The 17,617-nt window shown below is 44.8% G+C and carries 19 protein-coding genes; 15 read left to right on the forward strand and 4 right to left on the reverse strand.

The genetic code is table 11. The annotated features are described in order from the left end of the window. Positions 1-232 precede the first annotated feature (232 nt). The 15 genes from JKJ11_RS22835 (at position 233) to JKJ11_RS22905 (ending at position 14,638) form a co-directional block, all read left to right on the forward strand. On the forward strand, positions 233-1,222 hold the full coding sequence (locus JKJ11_RS22835; protein WP_088877884.1) for an AAA family ATPase: 990 nt from the start codon (positions 233-235) through the stop codon (positions 1,220-1,222). Beyond that, complete coding sequence (locus JKJ11_RS22840; protein ID WP_198559267.1) at positions 1,215-2,933, forward strand: cobaltochelatase CobT-related protein; 1,719 nt, start codon at positions 1,215-1,217, stop codon at positions 2,931-2,933. Before JKJ11_RS22835 ends, JKJ11_RS22840 begins: the two co-directional genes overlap by 8 nt. Before the next feature lie 418 nt (positions 2,934-3,351). After that, a complete protein-coding gene (gene yiaK, locus JKJ11_RS22845; protein WP_088877880.1) occupies positions 3,352-4,353 on the forward strand; it encodes a 3-dehydro-L-gulonate 2-dehydrogenase in 1,002 nt (333 codons plus the stop codon). A 24-nt stretch (positions 4,354-4,377) separates the two neighbouring features. Beyond that, positions 4,378-4,866 carry a TRAP transporter small permease gene (locus JKJ11_RS22850; RefSeq protein ID WP_063602943.1) on the forward strand — a complete coding sequence of 163 codons (489 nt, stop codon included), beginning with the start codon at positions 4,378-4,380 and terminating at the stop codon, positions 4,864-4,866. Continuing rightward, positions 4,866-6,146, forward strand: coding sequence for a TRAP transporter large permease subunit (locus JKJ11_RS22855; protein WP_088877879.1), 1,281 nt, complete (start codon positions 4,866-4,868; stop codon positions 6,144-6,146). The genes JKJ11_RS22850 and JKJ11_RS22855 overlap by 1 nt, the downstream gene beginning before the upstream one ends. 21 nt (positions 6,147-6,167) lie before the next feature. Beyond that, positions 6,168-7,142 (forward strand): TRAP transporter substrate-binding protein, encoded by a 975-nt coding sequence (locus JKJ11_RS22860; RefSeq protein WP_088877878.1) that lies wholly within the window; start codon positions 6,168-6,170, stop codon positions 7,140-7,142. Between the two features lie 82 nt (positions 7,143-7,224). Next, a complete protein-coding gene (locus tag JKJ11_RS22865) occupies positions 7,225-7,917 on the forward strand; it encodes an L-ribulose-5-phosphate 4-epimerase (protein WP_088877877.1) in 693 nt (230 codons plus the stop codon). 10 nt (positions 7,918-7,927) lie between these two features. Beyond that, positions 7,928-8,749: a Cof-type HAD-IIB family hydrolase gene (locus JKJ11_RS22870; protein WP_252039293.1), complete on the forward strand. Its 822-nt coding sequence runs from the start codon at positions 7,928-7,930 to the stop codon at positions 8,747-8,749. Positions 8,750-8,766: 17 nt separating this feature from the next. Further along, the gene (locus JKJ11_RS22875) at positions 8,767-9,255 is read left to right on the forward strand and encodes a NanQ anomerase/TabA/YiaL family protein (RefSeq protein WP_124941554.1); all 489 of its coding nucleotides are present in this window, start codon (positions 8,767-8,769) and stop codon (positions 9,253-9,255) included. Further along, positions 9,255-10,748, forward strand: a complete 1,494-nt coding sequence (locus JKJ11_RS22880) for an FGGY-family carbohydrate kinase (protein WP_252039295.1) — start codon at positions 9,255-9,257, stop codon at positions 10,746-10,748. The genes JKJ11_RS22875 and JKJ11_RS22880 overlap by 1 nt, the downstream gene beginning before the upstream one ends. Continuing rightward, positions 10,741-11,385, forward strand: coding sequence for a 3-keto-L-gulonate-6-phosphate decarboxylase UlaD (locus JKJ11_RS22885; RefSeq protein ID WP_252039296.1), 645 nt, complete (start codon positions 10,741-10,743; stop codon positions 11,383-11,385). Before JKJ11_RS22880 ends, JKJ11_RS22885 begins: the two co-directional genes overlap by 8 nt. 7 nt (positions 11,386-11,392) lie before the next feature. Beyond that, positions 11,393-12,151, forward strand: a complete 759-nt coding sequence (locus JKJ11_RS22890; protein ID WP_088877872.1) for an IclR family transcriptional regulator — start codon at positions 11,393-11,395, stop codon at positions 12,149-12,151. A 9-nt stretch (positions 12,152-12,160) separates the two neighbouring features. After that, entirely contained in the window at positions 12,161-13,030 is an 870-nt protein-coding gene (locus JKJ11_RS22895) for an L-ribulose-5-phosphate 3-epimerase (RefSeq protein WP_088877871.1), read from the forward strand. A 12-nt stretch (positions 13,031-13,042) separates the two neighbouring features. After that, on the forward strand, positions 13,043-13,366 hold the full coding sequence (locus JKJ11_RS22900; RefSeq protein ID WP_124941557.1) for a hypothetical protein: 324 nt from the start codon (positions 13,043-13,045) through the stop codon (positions 13,364-13,366). A 66-nt stretch (positions 13,367-13,432) separates the two neighbouring features. Next, entirely contained in the window at positions 13,433-14,638 is a 1,206-nt protein-coding gene (locus JKJ11_RS22905) for an MFS transporter (RefSeq protein WP_124941558.1), read from the forward strand. Between the two features lie 117 nt (positions 14,639-14,755). Here the strand turns inward: JKJ11_RS22905 and JKJ11_RS22910 are convergent, their stop codons facing one another. From JKJ11_RS22910 to pta, 4 genes are all read right to left on the reverse strand, one after another. Next, on the reverse strand, positions 14,756-14,893 hold the full coding sequence (locus JKJ11_RS22910) for a hypothetical protein (RefSeq protein ID WP_164491485.1): 138 nt from the start codon (positions 14,891-14,893) through the stop codon (positions 14,756-14,758). A 121-nt stretch (positions 14,894-15,014) separates the two neighbouring features. After that, positions 15,015-15,614 (reverse strand): beta-phosphoglucomutase family hydrolase, encoded by a 600-nt coding sequence (locus JKJ11_RS22915; RefSeq protein ID WP_124941559.1) that lies wholly within the window; start codon positions 15,612-15,614, stop codon positions 15,015-15,017. A gap of 132 nt (positions 15,615-15,746) precedes the next feature. Beyond that, positions 15,747-16,505 carry a sulfite exporter TauE/SafE family protein gene (locus JKJ11_RS22920; RefSeq protein WP_252039298.1) on the reverse strand — a complete coding sequence of 253 codons (759 nt, stop codon included), beginning with the start codon at positions 16,503-16,505 and terminating at the stop codon, positions 15,747-15,749. Between the two features lie 8 nt (positions 16,506-16,513). Beyond that, complete coding sequence (pta, locus tag JKJ11_RS22925) at positions 16,514-17,563, reverse strand: phosphate acetyltransferase (protein ID WP_252039300.1); 1,050 nt, start codon at positions 17,561-17,563, stop codon at positions 16,514-16,516. Positions 17,564-17,617: the final 54 nt, after the last annotated feature.

Raw genomic sequence — 17,617 nt, forward strand, 5'->3', positions numbered from 1 at the left:
TTTCGGAATGAATTGTCTCTTTTTTAAATTCACATTCACCTTAGTAGTAGAATTTTTGCGCGTCAATTTTTTATCTTAAATTGGAATAATTCATTCCAATTAATAAAACTAGATCACATTATTGATAGTTTTTTGTACAAAAAGTATCGTTAACTCAAGCTACGCTGTTCATAATCGATGAACATTACCAACCGTTACCGGAAATTTGCACGCTATATAGAGGGAATGAGCAATGAAAGAAAAGGAATGGGTACCGACTAAACAGGTTAGCGTTAGAGAGTACTTCGGTATTGATAGTGACTTAACAGTGTGGGCGTTTGAGGAAGCTGGAGAATACGTTCCACAAATTGACCCCAACTATTGTTTTGATCCCGAAGTAACGTTGGCCATCCTAGCTGGCTTCTCATCTAATCGCCGAACTTTGATTCAAGGTACGCACGGTACCGGTAAGTCTTCGCATATAGAACAGGTTGCAGCCCGACTCAATTGGCCTTGTTTGAGGATCAACCTTGACGGTCATCTAAGTCGATTAGATTTCATCGGCAAAGACAGCATAGTTATAAAAGATGGAATGCAAGTGACCGAATTTAAAGAAGGGATTCTGCCACAAAGTATCCAACAACCTATCGCTTTGGTATTGGACGAATACGATGCAGGGCGACCAGACGTGATGTTTGTGATTCAGCAATTACTAGAGCAAGATGGCAAATACACGTCTCTGGAGCAAAACCGTGTCATCACTCCGCATCCTTATTTCCGGTTGTTCGCTACCTGTAACACCCTAGGTCTTGGCAACTTCTCTGGTTTGTATTCCGGTACTCAAGTACTCAATCATAGTCAACTAGATCGATGGAATATCATTGCGACTCTGAACTATCTCGACCCTAAACACGAAGCTAATATCGTGTTATCCAAGAATCCGGAACTTAATAATGAGCTTGGCTTAGCACTCATCGAGCAAATGATTGCGACAGCAGGAATGACGCGCAATGGATTTATGGCAGGCGATCTTTCTACCGTTATGTCCCCCAGGACCGTGCTGACTTGGGCAGAGAACATTCGAATCTTTAATGATGTCGCAACAGCGTTCCGGCTGTCCTTCCTAAATCGATGTGAAGAAGAAGAAAAGCAACTTGTTAGCGAGTACTACTTCCGATGCTTCGGCGAACCTTTGATTGCGAGCACTTCCTCCTCGACTATGGAGCAGACAAGCCATGGCTAATGTGTCGTCTCGACAGAAGAAGATTCTTGACCTAAGCGTTTCTGTTGCCCGCGCAATCAGCGGTGATGCCACGCTAAACTACCGTGGTGAGCGATTGTATAAAGGCGACCAACCTTGCTACTTTCTCTCAGCGCATGCTAACGATCTCACGTTTGTTTCTCGACATGAGTTAACAAAAAGTAAACTGGCGATGCAGGGAAAGATAGACTCTTCAGCATTCCGACTATTGATTTCTGACGCAGAATTACATTATTCGCTGCGTCCAAGTCATGAAGTAGAACGGCTCCTATTCGACTTTTGCGAACAAGTTCGTATCGAGTCGCAAATCCCGCATTACTTAGCTGGTATTCAGACCAGCACTCGATTTAATTTCAGTTATTGGAGTGAGCAGTATCATCAAAACGGCTTTACCGAGTCTCGTCTCGGGATGCTTCTTTTCACTCTTATGCAAGTCATTTACACACGTATGATTGGCATGCCGGTTTCAGAGCCTATCGCCGAAGCGATAGAATCTACTCGCGCAGGGATCGTGCCTATAATCGGCACCTGTTTAGTTCAGCTTAAAAAACACCGTTGCGATCAACAACTATATGCTGCTTACGCTAAGGAGCTTGCCGCGCTAGCCAGTGAACTCATAAAGCAAGAGCAGGAACAATCCAACAACCAGCCCACACCAACAGTAGAGGAAGACATTAAAATCCTCGCGCAACTTGCCTTGATTGTAGACGGCGATATTGAAGATCATGACGTCGAAGCAGACATCACTGGCAACAGTAAAGCTTTTCAATTGGCTGGAGCAAATTACCAAGTGTTTAGTCGGGAGTTTGACAGAGAGGTTAGAGCGGACACTTTGGTTAGACGAGCATTACTACTGGATCTACGGCAAAAACTCACAGATGACATGATGGCTAGGCAAGTGAATACTCGCCGGTTGGCCGCTATCTTATCTAGTATTGTACAAATTCCTCAGTACACTAAACGTCAAAACCATCTCGAAGAGGGAGTTGTCAATGCCAACACTCTCACGAAGCTGGTTACGTCCCCCCTTGAACGCAACATCTTTTCACAGCCAGAATTAGGCACCTCCCACCAATGTGCAATTACCTTTCTAATGGACTGCTCTGGTTCTATGCAAAAGCACAGTCACAAAATGAGCTTGTTGATGGATACTTTGCTTAAATCGGTAGGGTTAGCCGATATCCCTTTCGAAATCCTTGGTTTTACGACCGGTAACTGGAATGGTGGAAAAGTATATCGACAATGGCTTCAGCAAGGCCAGCCAAAACACCCTGGCCGTCTGAACGAGCTTAAACATATCGTATTCAAAGACTTTGAGACACATTGGCGACGCGCTCGACTCGGCATCGCCAGCTTGCGAAAGGCTGATATTTTTAAAGAGGGCATCGATGGAGAAGCCGTCCAGTTCGCCGCCCAACGTTTAACCTCACAAGGGGCACAACGAAAAATCCTCATCATCTTCTCAGATGGTTGCCCTATGGACACTGCCACCAGCACCGCCAACGATCAGTTTTATCTAGACAATCACCTGAAGCAAACCATAGAGCGAGAATCCCACCGTAATAACATCGAGATCTACGGCGTCGGCATGGGCGTCGACCTGAGCCCCTACTATCGCAACAACATCACCCTAGATGTGCAAGAAAGTTGTTTGTTTAGTTTATGCCGAGAGGTGTTTGGAATGTTGAGATAATAGCTACTAAAAAACCGTTCACTCTATATCCCATAAAACTCTCACCCAAAGAATTACCTATTGGGGTAGCTAAGATCTGACTTTGTCGCTGCTCCAACACGACTTTCAATTCAACCAACCCACTTCAATTTTATAACGTGCCGTAAAACTACGGTTTAAACGTCCCACCTCTTCTGCCAAAGTTCTCCCCGAAATCCTTATTTTCATCAAAATAAACTGCATAACGTCGATCTAGAACACATTAATTGTTTCGCATTACGGAATTTCAGAATCTTTTTATTCCTTTTTTTAACCAGTTAACAGTTATTGGCAAAAGACTTAATAGCAGAAATTTTCTCAACTTGGCTCACAGTTTTATTTTGGAATCTTTCGCATAATTAATTCCGTATTATGGAATTTAACTTAGCGGAGAGCTCAAATGCCATTGGTATCCACAGAAAAACTACAACAAGAATATGAACGAATTCTTTTAGCTCGCGACATGAAACCGGAGATGGCAACTAAGCTAGCGGCAGGTTTTGTAGAGATGGCAAATGAAGGGACGTATTCACACGGTATTAACCGGTTCCCAGTGTTCATTGACCAAGTAGACAAAGGGCAAATCAAGCTTAATGCCGAGCCAGAGTGTGTGAATAGTATGGGAGCGTTAGAGCAGTGGGACTGTAACTTTGGACCAGGTGTACTCAACGGATTAATTTGCGCGGAGCGCGCAATGGAACTAGCCCGTGACTATGGAATCGGCATGGTCGGTATGCGTAACTCCAACCACTGGATGCGTGGTGGTGCTTATGTACTAAAAATGGCGCGCGAAGGCTTCGCAGGTATCGCATCAACTAACTCTATTGCTGTTATGCCAGCTTGGGGCGGTAAAGATCACCGTGTCGGTTCTAACCCATTGATAATGGCCATTGCAGGTGATCCACCAGTAGTTGTTGATTGCTCAATGACCCAATTCTCCTACGGACAACTACAGAATTTCGTTCTGGCAGATAAAGAACTGCCTGTAGTTGGCGGATTTGATGACAACGGTGAACTAACCAAAGACCCACATGTTCTTTGGGAAAACAAACGTCTTCTACCAATGGGGTTCTGGAAAGGCTCTTCAATGGCCATTGTTCTAGACATGATGTTAACGGCAATCACAGGTGGTCACTCTGTTCCAGCTTTAACTGAAGATATGGGCGGCGAATTTGGTGTTTCTCAGTTCCTGATCGCTATCGATCTCAGTAAAACCATGGACGAGGGCCGTTATGGTGAAGAGATGAAGCGAATTCGCGACTATGTCCTTGCGTCTGAGCCAGCAGAGACCGGCTCTGTAATGATCGCGGGTTCTGAAATCCAGAACTTTATCAACAAACACGAAGCAGCCGGTGGCATCGAAATCAACGATGGCATATGGGATCAAATTACTTCTCTGTAATTCGCCTAAGGTAGGGAAAGCTTTATGCAAAGTGTATTTAAGAGTATTTGGAAAAGCATCGACGTCATCATGGCAGTCATACTGACTTGCATGATTGTTCTCGTATTTACCAACGTTGTATTACGTTACGGCTTTTCATCTGGTCTTCGTCCCTCTGTAGAACTATCTCGCCTTGGTCTTGTATGGGTAGTTATGCTCGGCGCCGCGGTTGTGCTGCGCCGAGGTGAGCACCTAGCTGTCTCGGAGTTTTCAGAACGACTATTTCCAAAAGCAGTACCCGTATTAAGACGACTTTGTTGGGTAGTAGTACTCGTATCGGTAGGCATGCTCTACATCGGTTCTTACCGTCAGATGATGTCTAACTGGTCAGATATTTCTCAATTAACGGGGCTTCCTTCAGCGTTATTTTACTTGGCTGGCGTGGTGTCGGGTGTGCTTATGGGGGTGATCGCGTTTGTGCGAATCTTCAAGCCAGACTGGCAACTAGATAGCTTAGAAGAGGAGAAAGAATAATGACGCTAGCCATTTTCTTATCGGTATTGATTGTCTCAATCTTATTGGGTCTTCCAGTGGCGTTTGCTTTGCTGTTGTCATCAATAGCACTGATGCTTCACATGGACTTCTTTAGTGCAGACATTCTTGCGCAGTCTTTAATTAATGGTGTAGACAGCTTTACACTGCTCGCGATTCCATTCTTCCTCATTGCAGGTGAAGTTATGGCGTCTGGTGGTTTGTCACAACGCATAGTTCGTTTAGCCACCACTTACGTTGGTCATCGTCAAGGCGGTTTAGGTTACGTCGCCATCATGACTTCGGTTCTACTGGCAGGCCTATCAGGCTCCGCTGTAGCAGATGCGGCAGCGTTAGTGAGTATCCTTTATCCAATGATGAAAGCGGCGAAATATCCAGAAGCTCCATCAATGGGTTTGCTTGCATCAGGCGGCATCATCGCCCCCGTTATTCCACCTTCAATTCCGCTTATTTTAGTGGGTGTTGCCGGCGGCATCTCTATCAAAAACCTGTTCCTTGGCGGTATTGTTCCAGGGCTATTAATGGGTCTGACATTGATGTTCGTTTGGCGTATGACAGTTCGGAAAGAGAACTTAGAAACATCTGAGAAAGCAACCAAAGCAGAGAAACGAGCTGCGCTTAAAGATGGTGTATGGGCATTGTTGCTACCAGTGATCATCATTGTTGGCATTCGCTTCGGTATCTTTACTCCAACGGAAGCAGCGGTTGTTGCGGCAGCGTACGCGATTTTCATCTCAACCTTTGTGTACAAAGAGCTGACGCTTAAAAAGTTCTACGACATCGTCATCAACGCAGGTCGGTCAACGGCAATGGTCATGTTCTTGGTCGGTTGTGCCATGGTAGCAGCGTGGCTGATTACGGTTGCTCAACTCCCTCAGCAATTGGCAGAACTGTTAGGCCCACTTGTGGATAGTCCTCGTCTACTAATGGCGGTCATTATGCTACTCGTACTTTGTGTAGGCATGGTGATGGACTTAAGCCCAACTATTCTAATTCTCGTTCCACTATTAATGCCTGTAATAAAAATGGCTGGCATTGACCCAACTTATTTCGGCCTACTGTTCGTTATTAACTGTTCGATAGGTTTGATTACGCCTCCTGTAGGCACCGTATTAAACGTAGTTTGTGGTGTAGCTAGAGTGCCAATGTCTACTGCTGTGAAAGGTGTATTGCCCTTCATTGGCGCTTACATGGCCCTACTCGCATTGTTTGTCATATTCCCAAGCATTATCACTGTGCCAATGTCATTTGTCATTGGTTAACCCTCGACGGAGAAAATCATAATGAAAACCCTACTAAAACTCACGTTACTTGCTTCAACTATCGCAATGAGCTCTAACGTACTTGCTGCAACAACACTGAAATTGGCACATGCAGCACCTGAATCTGATTTACAACAAGATTTGTCGTTGTTCTTCAAAAAAGAAGTAGAAGCACGTTCTAACGGCGACATTAAAGTCAACATCTATCCACAAGGTCAGCTAGGCAGTGATAAGCAAATGATCGACGGTTCTCGCGCAGGGATAGTGGATTTGGCTATGGTTGGCCTAAACAACTACAACGGTTTAATGCCTGAATCGGCAGCATTTACCCTACCGTTCATGTTCCCAAATCGCGAGACTGCGTATAAGGTTCTTGATGGCGAACCAGGCAAAGAAGTTCTAGCGAAGTTTGAGAAATTTGGCCTGAAAGGTCTAGGGTTCCCTGAAAACGGTTATCGCAACATGACCAATAATGAGAAGCCTATTCGCACCCCAGCCGACGTAAAAGGCCTTCAAATGCGAGTCAACGGCTCTAAAGCACTGAATGATATGTTCAACGAGCTTGGCGCTAACCCACAACAACTTCCAGTATCTGAGCTTTATACTGCACTTGAAACAGGCGTTGTCGACTCTCAAGACCACCCAATTTCTGTAACGCTTTCGTTCAAGTTCAATGAAGTACAAAAATACTTAAGCCTCACTCAGCATGCTTATTCTCCATTGGTTCTAACTATGAACCTACGTAAGTTCAACGGCCTAAGCCCAGAAGAGCAAAAGATCATCGAAGAGGTTTCAGCAGAAGCGGTAGCGATGCAACGCAAGCTCAGCATTGAGAAAGAAGACGAGATGATTGCAGAGCTTGAAGCACAGGGTATGCAAGTAAACCGTGATGTTGACGGCGCTGCATTCCAACAAGCTATCCAACCAGTTTGGAGTGCATATATCGAGAAAAATGGCGACACCATGATCAACAAGATCAAGGTAGCGGCTAAGTAACCATTGTCAGGGTTGCTTAGAGCTTATCTGAGTAACCCTTCTTTTAACCTCTTCCTAAAACACGAACAACGGCAGTTTACTTATGTACCAAGAATTAAAGCAACGCGTACTCGCTGCAAATTTACAACTACCTAAATATGGTCTTGTAACCTTCACCTGGGGCAATGTATCAGAAATTGATCGCGAACTTGGCGTGATTGCAATCAAACCATCAGGTGTGGAATATGACGTTATGACAGTCGACGATATTGTCGTTATCGATCTTGAAGGCAATCGTCTCGAAGGCAGTCTGAATCCTTCAAGCGATACTGCAACACACATTGAGCTTTACAAAGCCTTCCCAACCATCGGCGGAATTGTTCATACCCATTCACGCAATGCGACGATTTGGGCACAAGCAGGTCGAGATATCCCAGCACTCGGCACTACTCATGCTGACTACTTTTATGGCGATGTCCCTTGCACGCGTTTACTTAGTAAGGAAGAGATCGAGACTGATTACGAAAAAAACACTGGACTCGTCATCATTGAAGAGTTCAACCAAAGAGATATAGACCCTCAAGCAATGCCTGGCGCCATCATAGCTGGTCACGCTCCATTTACGTGGGGTAAAGATGGTTCTGACGCTGTACACAATGCCGTCGTCATGGAGGAAATTGCAGCGATGGCAACTGCAACTCGTGCTATCAGCCCAGAGGTTGCCATTCAACCCGAATTGCTCGACAAACACTACAACCGTAAGCACGGTAAAAATTCATACTACGGGCAGAAGTAAGGGTAATCCTATGTACAGATTATTGGCGTTAGACCTAGATGGGACAGTACTTAACTCAGAGCATACTATCAGCGAAGAGTTGATCGAAATCATACAACAAATCGCGGTGAACACACATGTGGTGATAGTGACAGGTCGCCACCATGTCGCCGCGAAGCCATACTACGACCAACTCGGTCTATCGACGCCAATCATTTGTTGCAACGGTACCTATATCTTTGACTACCAAAACAACTCCGTGATTCAAGAAAATGCCATCGACAAAAACACAGCTTATCAGTTCATCACGCTATCACACGCACATGATCTAAAAATGGTGATGTATGTTCGTAATGCCATGCTCTATTCACGAACACGTCCTATTGACTATATGGAGGCTTTGCTTACCTGGTCACAAACATTCCCAGAAAACGAGCGCCCGAACATTCGAAAGGTAGATGATTTTCAACTTGAAGCAGAACGCTCAGACTACGTGTGGAAGTTTGTCGTCGAGGGTGAAGTAGATAGCTTTGCAAAACTGCCTTTCATAAAAAACCATTTTAATGGTGAACGTTCTTGGATTGACAGAGTCGATTTTGCCGCAACAGGCAATAGCAAAGGTAATGCGTTGTGTCAGTATATTTTGCCCTTAGGCATCGAACTTGATGAGTGTGTGGCCGTTGGTGACAACCACAACGATATCTCGATGTTGAAAACCGTGGGGATGGGTATCGCCATGCAAAACGCTGACGACACCGTGAAAAGCACCGCCGACCTTATCACCGAAAAAACCAATGACGATAAGCAGGGTTTGGCACAGCTATTAGGGCAACTTTTTCTCAATACTCATTAATAGAAATCGAGAACTTTATGTTAGTTGGAAACACTCAAACCTCATCAATAACCAAATCGTATCCTGTCGTTATCCAAAACGTCTTGGAATACTTAAATGGCCTAGATCACGCCTCTCTCTCCTTAGGTCGTCACGAACTGCCTGGTTTTGACTCTGATAAAGCGTGGTTTGTTGTACTGGAGTACCACAAAGAACCGTTGGCGAACTTCAAACCTGAGGTTCATAAATATCATTCTGATTTGCAAATCGTATTAGAGGGCTGCGAGACCATGGCATGGTCAATCGATACGGGAAAACACACAAACGCAGAGCCCTATTTGCAACAAAGAGATCTGCAATTCTACAACCATGACGGCATTGCACTGAACTTCATTCACGCGACCCCAAACCAATTTTACTTGTTTACACCCAATATCGTGCACATTACCAATATCCAAAATGATGATGACCAGCCAGTAAGGAAACTTGTGGTGAAAATTCATAACGACCTACTGGAAGCCAAATAATGAACTATTACATCGGTATTGATTCTGGCGGCACCTTTATGAAAGCCGCGTTATTTGACGCTAAAGGCACCCAATGTGGACTCGCTCGCGTTTCAGCAAGCGTCATCAACGATCAACAAGGTTGGGTAGAACGTGATTTGAATGCGCTGTGGCAAAACGCAGTTGACGTCATTCAACAGTTGTTAGCAACCACTGACGTTGACCCAAACCGTATCGAAGGTCTAAGTATTTCTGCGCAAGGCAAAGGCGTGTATCTGCTAGACAAGCAAGGGGAAAACTTAGGCTATGGCATCATGTCTTCCGATTCGCGCTCGTTACCGATTGTCAAACATTGGTTAGATCAAGGCATTGCCGACACCATTTACCCAATGACTTTGCAAACGCTTTGGACAGGACACCCAGTGTCCATTCTTCGCTGGATCAAAGACAATGATGCTGAGCGTTACCGCAATATCGGTGCCGTGCTAATGTCTCATGATTATTTGAGATATCGCCTCACCGGAGAAGTCGCCGCCGAACTGACCAATATGTCAGAGAGTAATCTCTTCAACTCCATTACTGGTGAGTACGATAAAGAACTGCTGAGTCTCTTCGGTATCGAAGAGCTTTGGGATGCCCTGCCCCCAATCGTTAAACCGCAGCAGCAAGCAGGAAAAATTACCGCCGCGATCGCTAAAGAGACAGGCCTTACAGAAGGCACTCCGGTGTTCGGTGGGCTTTTCGACGTCGTCTCAACCGCGATCTGTTCTGGCATTAACTCATCCGAAGACTCGCTCAACTATGTGATGGGCACGTGGGCAGTCACCTCTGGCATCTCAAAACATGTCACTAGAGAGCGTCATAACTTTGTCTATGGTCACTACGCCATTGACGACGAATACATTATTCATGAGGCTAGCCCGACTTCCGCAGGCAACTACGAATGGTTCGCCGATTACCTTGGAGACGGCGGTGAGCTTGACCATGCACAAAACCAAGCATTGGTAGCAGCCCTAGCACCAGCATCAAGCTCGGTCTACTTTGTGCCTTTCCTTTATGGATCCAATCAAGGCTTAGGATTGAAATCCGGCTTTTATGGTCTTCAGTCTCACCACGGTAAGGGACACTTAATTCAAGCGATCTGGGAAGGGATTCTTTTCTGTCACAACCTGCACCTTGAACGGATGCGTCAGCGTTTTCCAAAAGCAAACGTACTAAAGGTAACGGGCGGCCCAGCAATGAGTCCCGTCTGGATGCAAATGTTAGCCGACCTAACCGGTATGACAGTAGAGATTTCTGATGTGGATGAAACTGGCTCTTTAGGTGCGGCCATGATGGCTATGGTTGGCTCAGGAGAGTTTGCGTCACTTCAAGAGTGCACTAAAAGTATGACCAATTCGATGTCTCGCATCGAACCCAATTTAGAAAACTATTCACGTTACCAAGAGAAATACCACAACTACCAAAAACTGGTTCAGTTATTCAAACAATTTGAGGATGAAATCGATGCCTAAACCTTTACTGCAAATGGCACTTGACGCAACCGACCTCGATACTGCTCTGATGTCAATAGAACATGTTGCGGACAAGCTTGATGTCATTGAAGTCGGTACTATTTTAGCGTTCGCTCATGGTGTGGACAGTGTAAAGGTCCTCCGCGAAAAATACCCAAATCATACCGTTGTCTGCGACATGAAAATAACCGATGCAAGCGCCATTTTAGCGCGTTTGGCGATGGAGGCTGGCGCTAACTGGGTCACTGTGAGCGCTGCAGCTCATATTGAAACCATCCGTTCAGCAAAAAACGTGACCGATAAGTTCAATGGTGAAGTGCAAATAGAGTTATATGGACACTGGACGTTGGATGACGCCAAGACATGGGTTGAAATGGGAATTACCCAAGCCATTTACCATCGCTCGCGTGACGCAGAGCTCGCTGGTGTCAATTGGACCCAACAAGATTTAGACAAAATGCAGGAATTATCGAATTTAGGAATTGAACTATCCATTACTGGTGGTATTGTGCCTGACGATCTGCATTTGTTTAAGAATCTTTCTGTTAAGTCATTTATTGCTGGTCGAGCGTTAGCTAGCAGCAATGGTCGTGAGGTGGCAGAAAGTTTTCACAATGAAATAGGAAAACATTGGTAGCACGTATATGAGTGAACAAATTAAATCGTTGTCTAAAGCGTTGAGTGTACTCGAATTTCTAGGGAACTATCCGAACGGAATTTCTCTACAAAAAGTGTCCGAGGGCACTGGCTTTAATAAGTCTTCAGTCCATCGCATTTTGGCAACATTTGAAGCCTCAGGATACGTTGCTCAAATGAGTTCTGGTAAAGAATATCGTCTTACTATGAAGCTGGTACAGCTCGGTCATGCTGCGATTAACTCTGACGTGACAGGAGCGGTTAAGCCTTTCCTATCAGAGCTACTTAACGACGTAAATGAAACCGTTAATTTTCTGTCGTTTGATGCTGACAATATCATCTTTAAAGACAAGTTCGAGCCAGTCAACGCCGCCTTTCGAACTCGTACCTATGTTGGGTTGCATTCTCCTATGTACTGCTCAGCTGCCGGGAAATGTTACCTCGCATTTAGCACCGATGCGGTACGAGAAACTTATTGGCAACGTAATGTCAGTACAATGAAACCATTAACTGAGAATACCATTCTGGACAAATCTCAGTTCTTCAGCGTTCTTGATCAAATCAAAGCCCGTGGCTATGCCTTAGATGATGAAGAAAACGAAGCCGGTATTTCTTGTGTGGCTGTTCCTATTTTTGACAAAAACAACACCCCTGTATACGCCGTCAGCGTTTCTTCACTAACTCCAAAAATGAAAGCATTAGGTTATGAAGAAATTGCCAGTAAAATTCAAGACATCACCGCGCGTATAGAGGAACAACTTTTTTAAGGAAAAAGTATGTTCAACTCTCAAAACAAATTCAGATTAGGTATTTACGAAAAAGCAATGCCAGCGTCTCTTTCTTGGGAAGAACGCTTAATTAAGGCCAAACAAGCGGGGTTCGACTTTGTCGAAATCTCAGTTGACGAAACAGACGAGCGACGCGCCCGTTTAGATTGGTCAGATGAAGAAATCTATCAACTTCGTCACTTATGCGAAAAGCATGAAATGCCCTTGCAATCCATGTGCTTGAGTGCGCATCGCAAATTCCCATTTGGTTCAATGGACGAAAGCATTCGCGCAGAATCCCATGTCATCATGGAAAAAGCGATTGCGCTGGCCTTCAAGCTTGGCATCCGCTGCATTCAGATGGCCGGCTATGATGTTTACTATGAACCTCAATCGGCAGAAACCCATCGCCTTTTTATTGAAGGCATGAAACAAGCAACCAAGCTAGCAGAAAGAGCGGGCATCATGCTCGGTGTGGAAATTATGGATACTCCATACCTAAACTCGCTCAGCAAATTTGAAGTGCTCAAACGTGAGATTCCGTCCCCTTATTTTATGGCCTATCCCGACGTAGGCAATATTTCAGGTTGGAACCACGATGTGTGCACTGAGCTCAGATTAAGCCGCGATCATCTGGTTCAAGTCCACTTGAAAGATACACTACGCGTCTCAGAAACCTGTGATGGTCAGTTCCGTGACTTGGTCATCGGTGAAGGCCAAGTCGACTTCGCTTCGATTTTTAAGACGTTAGCTGATATAGACTATCGCGGACCTCTCGTGATCGAGATGTGGGCTCAAAACGACAACTGGTTCGAGGATATCACTAAAGCCAAAGCGACCCTCAAATCCATCGCTAACCAATCTGGTTTTGAGCTATAAGGGGACAATGTTATGACGATTATTCGCACCGCTTTCTTTGAAGCCGAGTTAACCGAAGAACAGAAACAAGATTTCTATCAGTATATGGAAAATGAAGTGGTGCCTATTATTCGCACCTTTCCAAATAACCTTGGCGTCGTTGTCAACAAACCTGAAGCCATCGAAGCCGATAGTCATAAGAACTTGCTGCTGATGATGCAACACAGTTATGAAGACGAAGCGACGATGCTAAAAGCTTTGGATTCCGATGCACGTATTAGGAGTATGCTCGCCACCAAAGTCATCATTGAAAAATACAATATCCATGTTCATCACATCAACTTTGTGCGTAGCTAGATTTTCTTAATTGAGGCGAAAAGCAGAAGGATATCTTCTGCTTTTTTTATAGGTACAGGAGGCACAATGAGAGCATTTCATCTAAAAGATGCCCCACTTGTCTTATTATCACTGATATTTTTTATTTGGGGCTTGATTACCGTTTCAAGTAATTCTCTTATTCCCTACTACAAAGATGCGTTTGCTCTGGACTATAAAATGGCCATGTTATTTCCTATGGCCTTTTTTATCACGCGAGTGACTGTCTCGCTTCCAACGTCATTCGTTATGGCGAAGTTTGGTTATCGAACCACCATGCAATACTGCCTTTGTTGGTGTTTAGTGGGCTGCTTAGTCATGGCTTATCTTGTCAGAACAGAGTCACTCTACCCAACCCTACTCGGCATTCTACTTATGGCGTCAGGCATCTCTGCCATTCAAGTGGTGAGCTCACCTTATGTATCGCTACTCTCGACACCAGACAAAAGCGTGGTTAGGCAGAGTATCGCTACGGCAGCGAACTCAGTAGGAACAGTGTTAGGGCCCTTAGTTTTGACCGCTATCATCGTTACTGCTACGACGTTGGGGTTTACCGATACCTCGCTTCACGTATCGATTCTGTTTCTGCTGATCGCAGGCTTTTTCTTTGGTCTTCTGCTGTTTTTCAGCAAAATAGAGCTGCCTGATATCAAACCAAAACAGATCTCAGGGTTTTGGAAAGGTCTGTTCTGTTTGCTAAGCCATAGAGAGTTTATGACGCTTGCCACGGTACTATTGTTCTATATCGGTGTTGAAGTCAGCTTTGGGACCTTCACCATTACCTATCTTGCAGATGAGTCGTATGGTGGTTTAGGGCTTATTCTGGCGACGCAGTTAATTGCTGCTTATTGGGTTGGTATGTTCCTTGGCCGCTTACTATTCGCGAAATTCGGCCATAGGGTCAATCGGCATGGTTTATTCACACTCGCATGCCTTGTTGCCACAATGATTAGCTTGACCGCACTGTTTGAACAGGCGGCTTGGGTAGGGTTTCTATTACTATTGGTGGGGCTGTGTAATGCAACGCTCTACCCCATCATATATGCACAAGCATTGCAGGCTTCGGGAAAACATAGCTCACAAGGTGCTGCTATCTTGATCATGTGCTCAATTGGGGGAGTCATCTTGCCCTTCGCCCAAGCCACATTGATTGACGAATTATCACTAAGCACAAGCTACATTGCACCCGCAATCGCCTACTTGGTCATGACCACTTTGTATTGGTCTAGCCTGAAAAAGCGTGATAAACCCTGAAACACAGAAAGTGTCTCTCGGGATTAGATTGGATTAAACAACAAGAAGGTTGAAATTAGAGCAGGCTGAATAGCGAGGGGATATACCCCCGACATCAAAAAAAGTGCTCAGGGAAGATTAAACCCAAGTAGACGCCACTAAAAGGACAATCGCTGCCATCACTAAGCTCGCCTTAGCAAAGAAAAACACTTCATTGAAAAAAGAAGGTTTGATTGGTGCTTGGCTGCTTTCGTTACTAATTACTGTAGCATTCATACTTAATTCCCATACTGGCGTGATATAAGGTCAATTTTGCGCCAGTATGTGATCAAAGTCAAAGATATTTGTTGTTTTATTACACCATCAAGAGCGCCTTACTGTAAACATAAGCATATATTCAATATGCGGGAATAAATGCAGTAATCTCACCAGATTCAACCATATAACAGTCCATGCCCGCAGCCATCGCCGCATATTGCCCAATCAACGTATCTTCGAACACAACGCAATCTGTTGGGTCTAGATCTAACTGCTCAGCTACCTTTAGGAAAGTATCAGGATTGGGCTTGTGGTTGTCTACATCATCAGAAGTAACTATCGTGTCGATCAATGACGGAATATCTGTGGTAGCTAAAATACCATGAGCGTGCTTAGCTTGAGCACCAGTTCCTATACCAATCTTTTTGAGTTTGTGCTGCTGTCGAAGAATCGTATAGATAGTGGGTATCACGTCGCCTTTGTATTCAATGGCTTCAAAGTTGGCAATTTTATCTGTTGTTATAAGCTGTGGGTCTATGGACAAATTATAGCGTTTCAAAATTTCGAGTGTGACTTTCCTAGATGGCATTCCACCGAGTTGATCCAGCCACTCTTTGTCATAAGGAATATCAAACTTATTACAAGTCTGCTTCCAAGCACGAGCATGTGCCACCATAGAGTTCACTAGAGTCCCATCTAAATCGAAGATGATTCCTTTATACTTATTTAGGTCCAACATATTAAATCTAACTAAACACCACTATACATTAGGCGAAATCGTAACGACCGATATGAGGCTTGGCTAATGCAACTTCACTGAATGTGATCTGAACGTCACCGTTCAATATCGGCCAAGCCATGTAACTAAGAATCAACCCAACGTCGAAGCAGATACCCCCATTAAATACCCTCCAATAACCATCAAGACACCGAACACCGTCTTTCTCAACTGATCGTTTGATAATGGAGGCGGATAACGCCTAGCGATTAGAGTGACCAAAGCCACCAGCGGAACGGCAATGACAGATAACCAAAGGATACTGACACTCAAGCTACCGTCGAAATACACGTAAGCGGTGCGCGAAGCCGAGGTACAAGCGAAGACCATCAACAGCGTGCTGCGCACTAATTCAATAGAAAAAGGCTGCCGATAAAGATGGTAAACAATCGGTGGGCCCGCCATACCAAATAGGCCGCCAGTAAGCCCCGAACCAAAGCCAGAAAATAGAAAAGACGCTGCAGCAGAACGCCGCATTAACGTTTTCGGTTTAAACATGAAATTGAGTCCAGCCGCTAAAATCATGACACCAAGAAGACCGCGTAACATATTGGTTGCCGATTCACTGAGTTGATCAAGCAAAAATACTCCAGCAACGACACCCGGTATAATGCCAATTACCAGAACCAACATGGTTTTAAGATCACCAGATAATGGTTTACCTACCAACGCCACCAAACAATTGAACAAGGTAACAATACTCACCACCGCTGCAATCACAGGTAAAGCGACCAGATTTAGGCTCACCGTCAAACCAATGACAATGATGCCAAGGCCAAAGCCAGTTACTGTCTGAAAATAGGTGCCAATAACTATGGTGGCAAGAATGGCGAGTAACGTCGGTAATTCCATTTGTTTCCCTAGTTGGTTATCCCTTCTTTTATTGAAGCGGGTGGAGTGTGTTTGATGTTTCGATCTTGTTGGGCTTGCACTGCAGTAACCGCAATAACATGAAGAATATCCTCGGCGCTGCATCCCCTAGATAGGTCATTCGCAGGCTGATTTAACCCTTGCAACAACGGTCCTATAGCTACTGCACCACCTAATCGCTCCGCCAACTTGTAACCTATGTTTCCCGCTTCCAAATTGGGGAATATCAGTACATTTGATTTGCCCTTGACTTGTGAGTCAGGCAGCTTCTTTGCAGCAATTTCAGTAACAATTGCCGCATCCAACTGTACATCTTGATCAACAGCGATGTCAGGGCAGCGCTGCTTTACAAGTTGTGCGGCATTGCGAACTTTGTCAACGGACTCATGTTTAGCGCTGCCGTTGGTGGAAAACGACAACATGGCAACTTTAGGTTCTTCCATTAATAGCGATTTGGCGCTGGCTGAAGCTGAAATCGCAATAGACGCCAGCTCTGCTTCATTCGGATCAATGACTAATCCGCAATCACTAAAAATCAAACCACCTTTGAGGTTATGAAAAGGCTCACATAACATCATTAAAAAGAAACTCGATACTAGCTCGCTATCTGGAGCAGGACCGATGATTTGAAGCGCTGCACGAACCACATCAGAAGTAGTGTACACAGCACCATTCACAGTACCGTCGCCTAGCCCTTCTCTGACCATTAGGTTGGCGAAAATAAGTGGGTTTTGCACTTGTTCGAGCGCGTCGTTGTAAGACATACCTTTTGCTTTACGCAGCAGATATAACCGCTCTGCTAACACTTCTTTAAGCGGTGAACTCTGTGGTGAAACAATATGAATACCAGCGAGACTCACATGATACCGCTCCGCAGCCTCTGCAATGGTTTGTTCGTCACCAACTAAGGTAACGTATGCCAATTGCTTATCGACAGCCATGCGAGCAGCGGTAAGCACACGAGGGTCTTCTGCTTCACTCAACACCACCCTCTTACGATCTAAGTGAGCTTTGTTGACAATCCTTTCTATCGCCTTCATATAACAAACTCCATTTATCGAGACATATTGTTCCATAATTTTATTTCATGTTAA

The organism is Vibrio sp. SCSIO 43133, from assembly GCF_023716845.1.
In the GTDB taxonomy this organism is placed as follows: Bacteria; Pseudomonadota; Gammaproteobacteria; order Enterobacterales; family Vibrionaceae; genus Vibrio; species Vibrio mediterranei.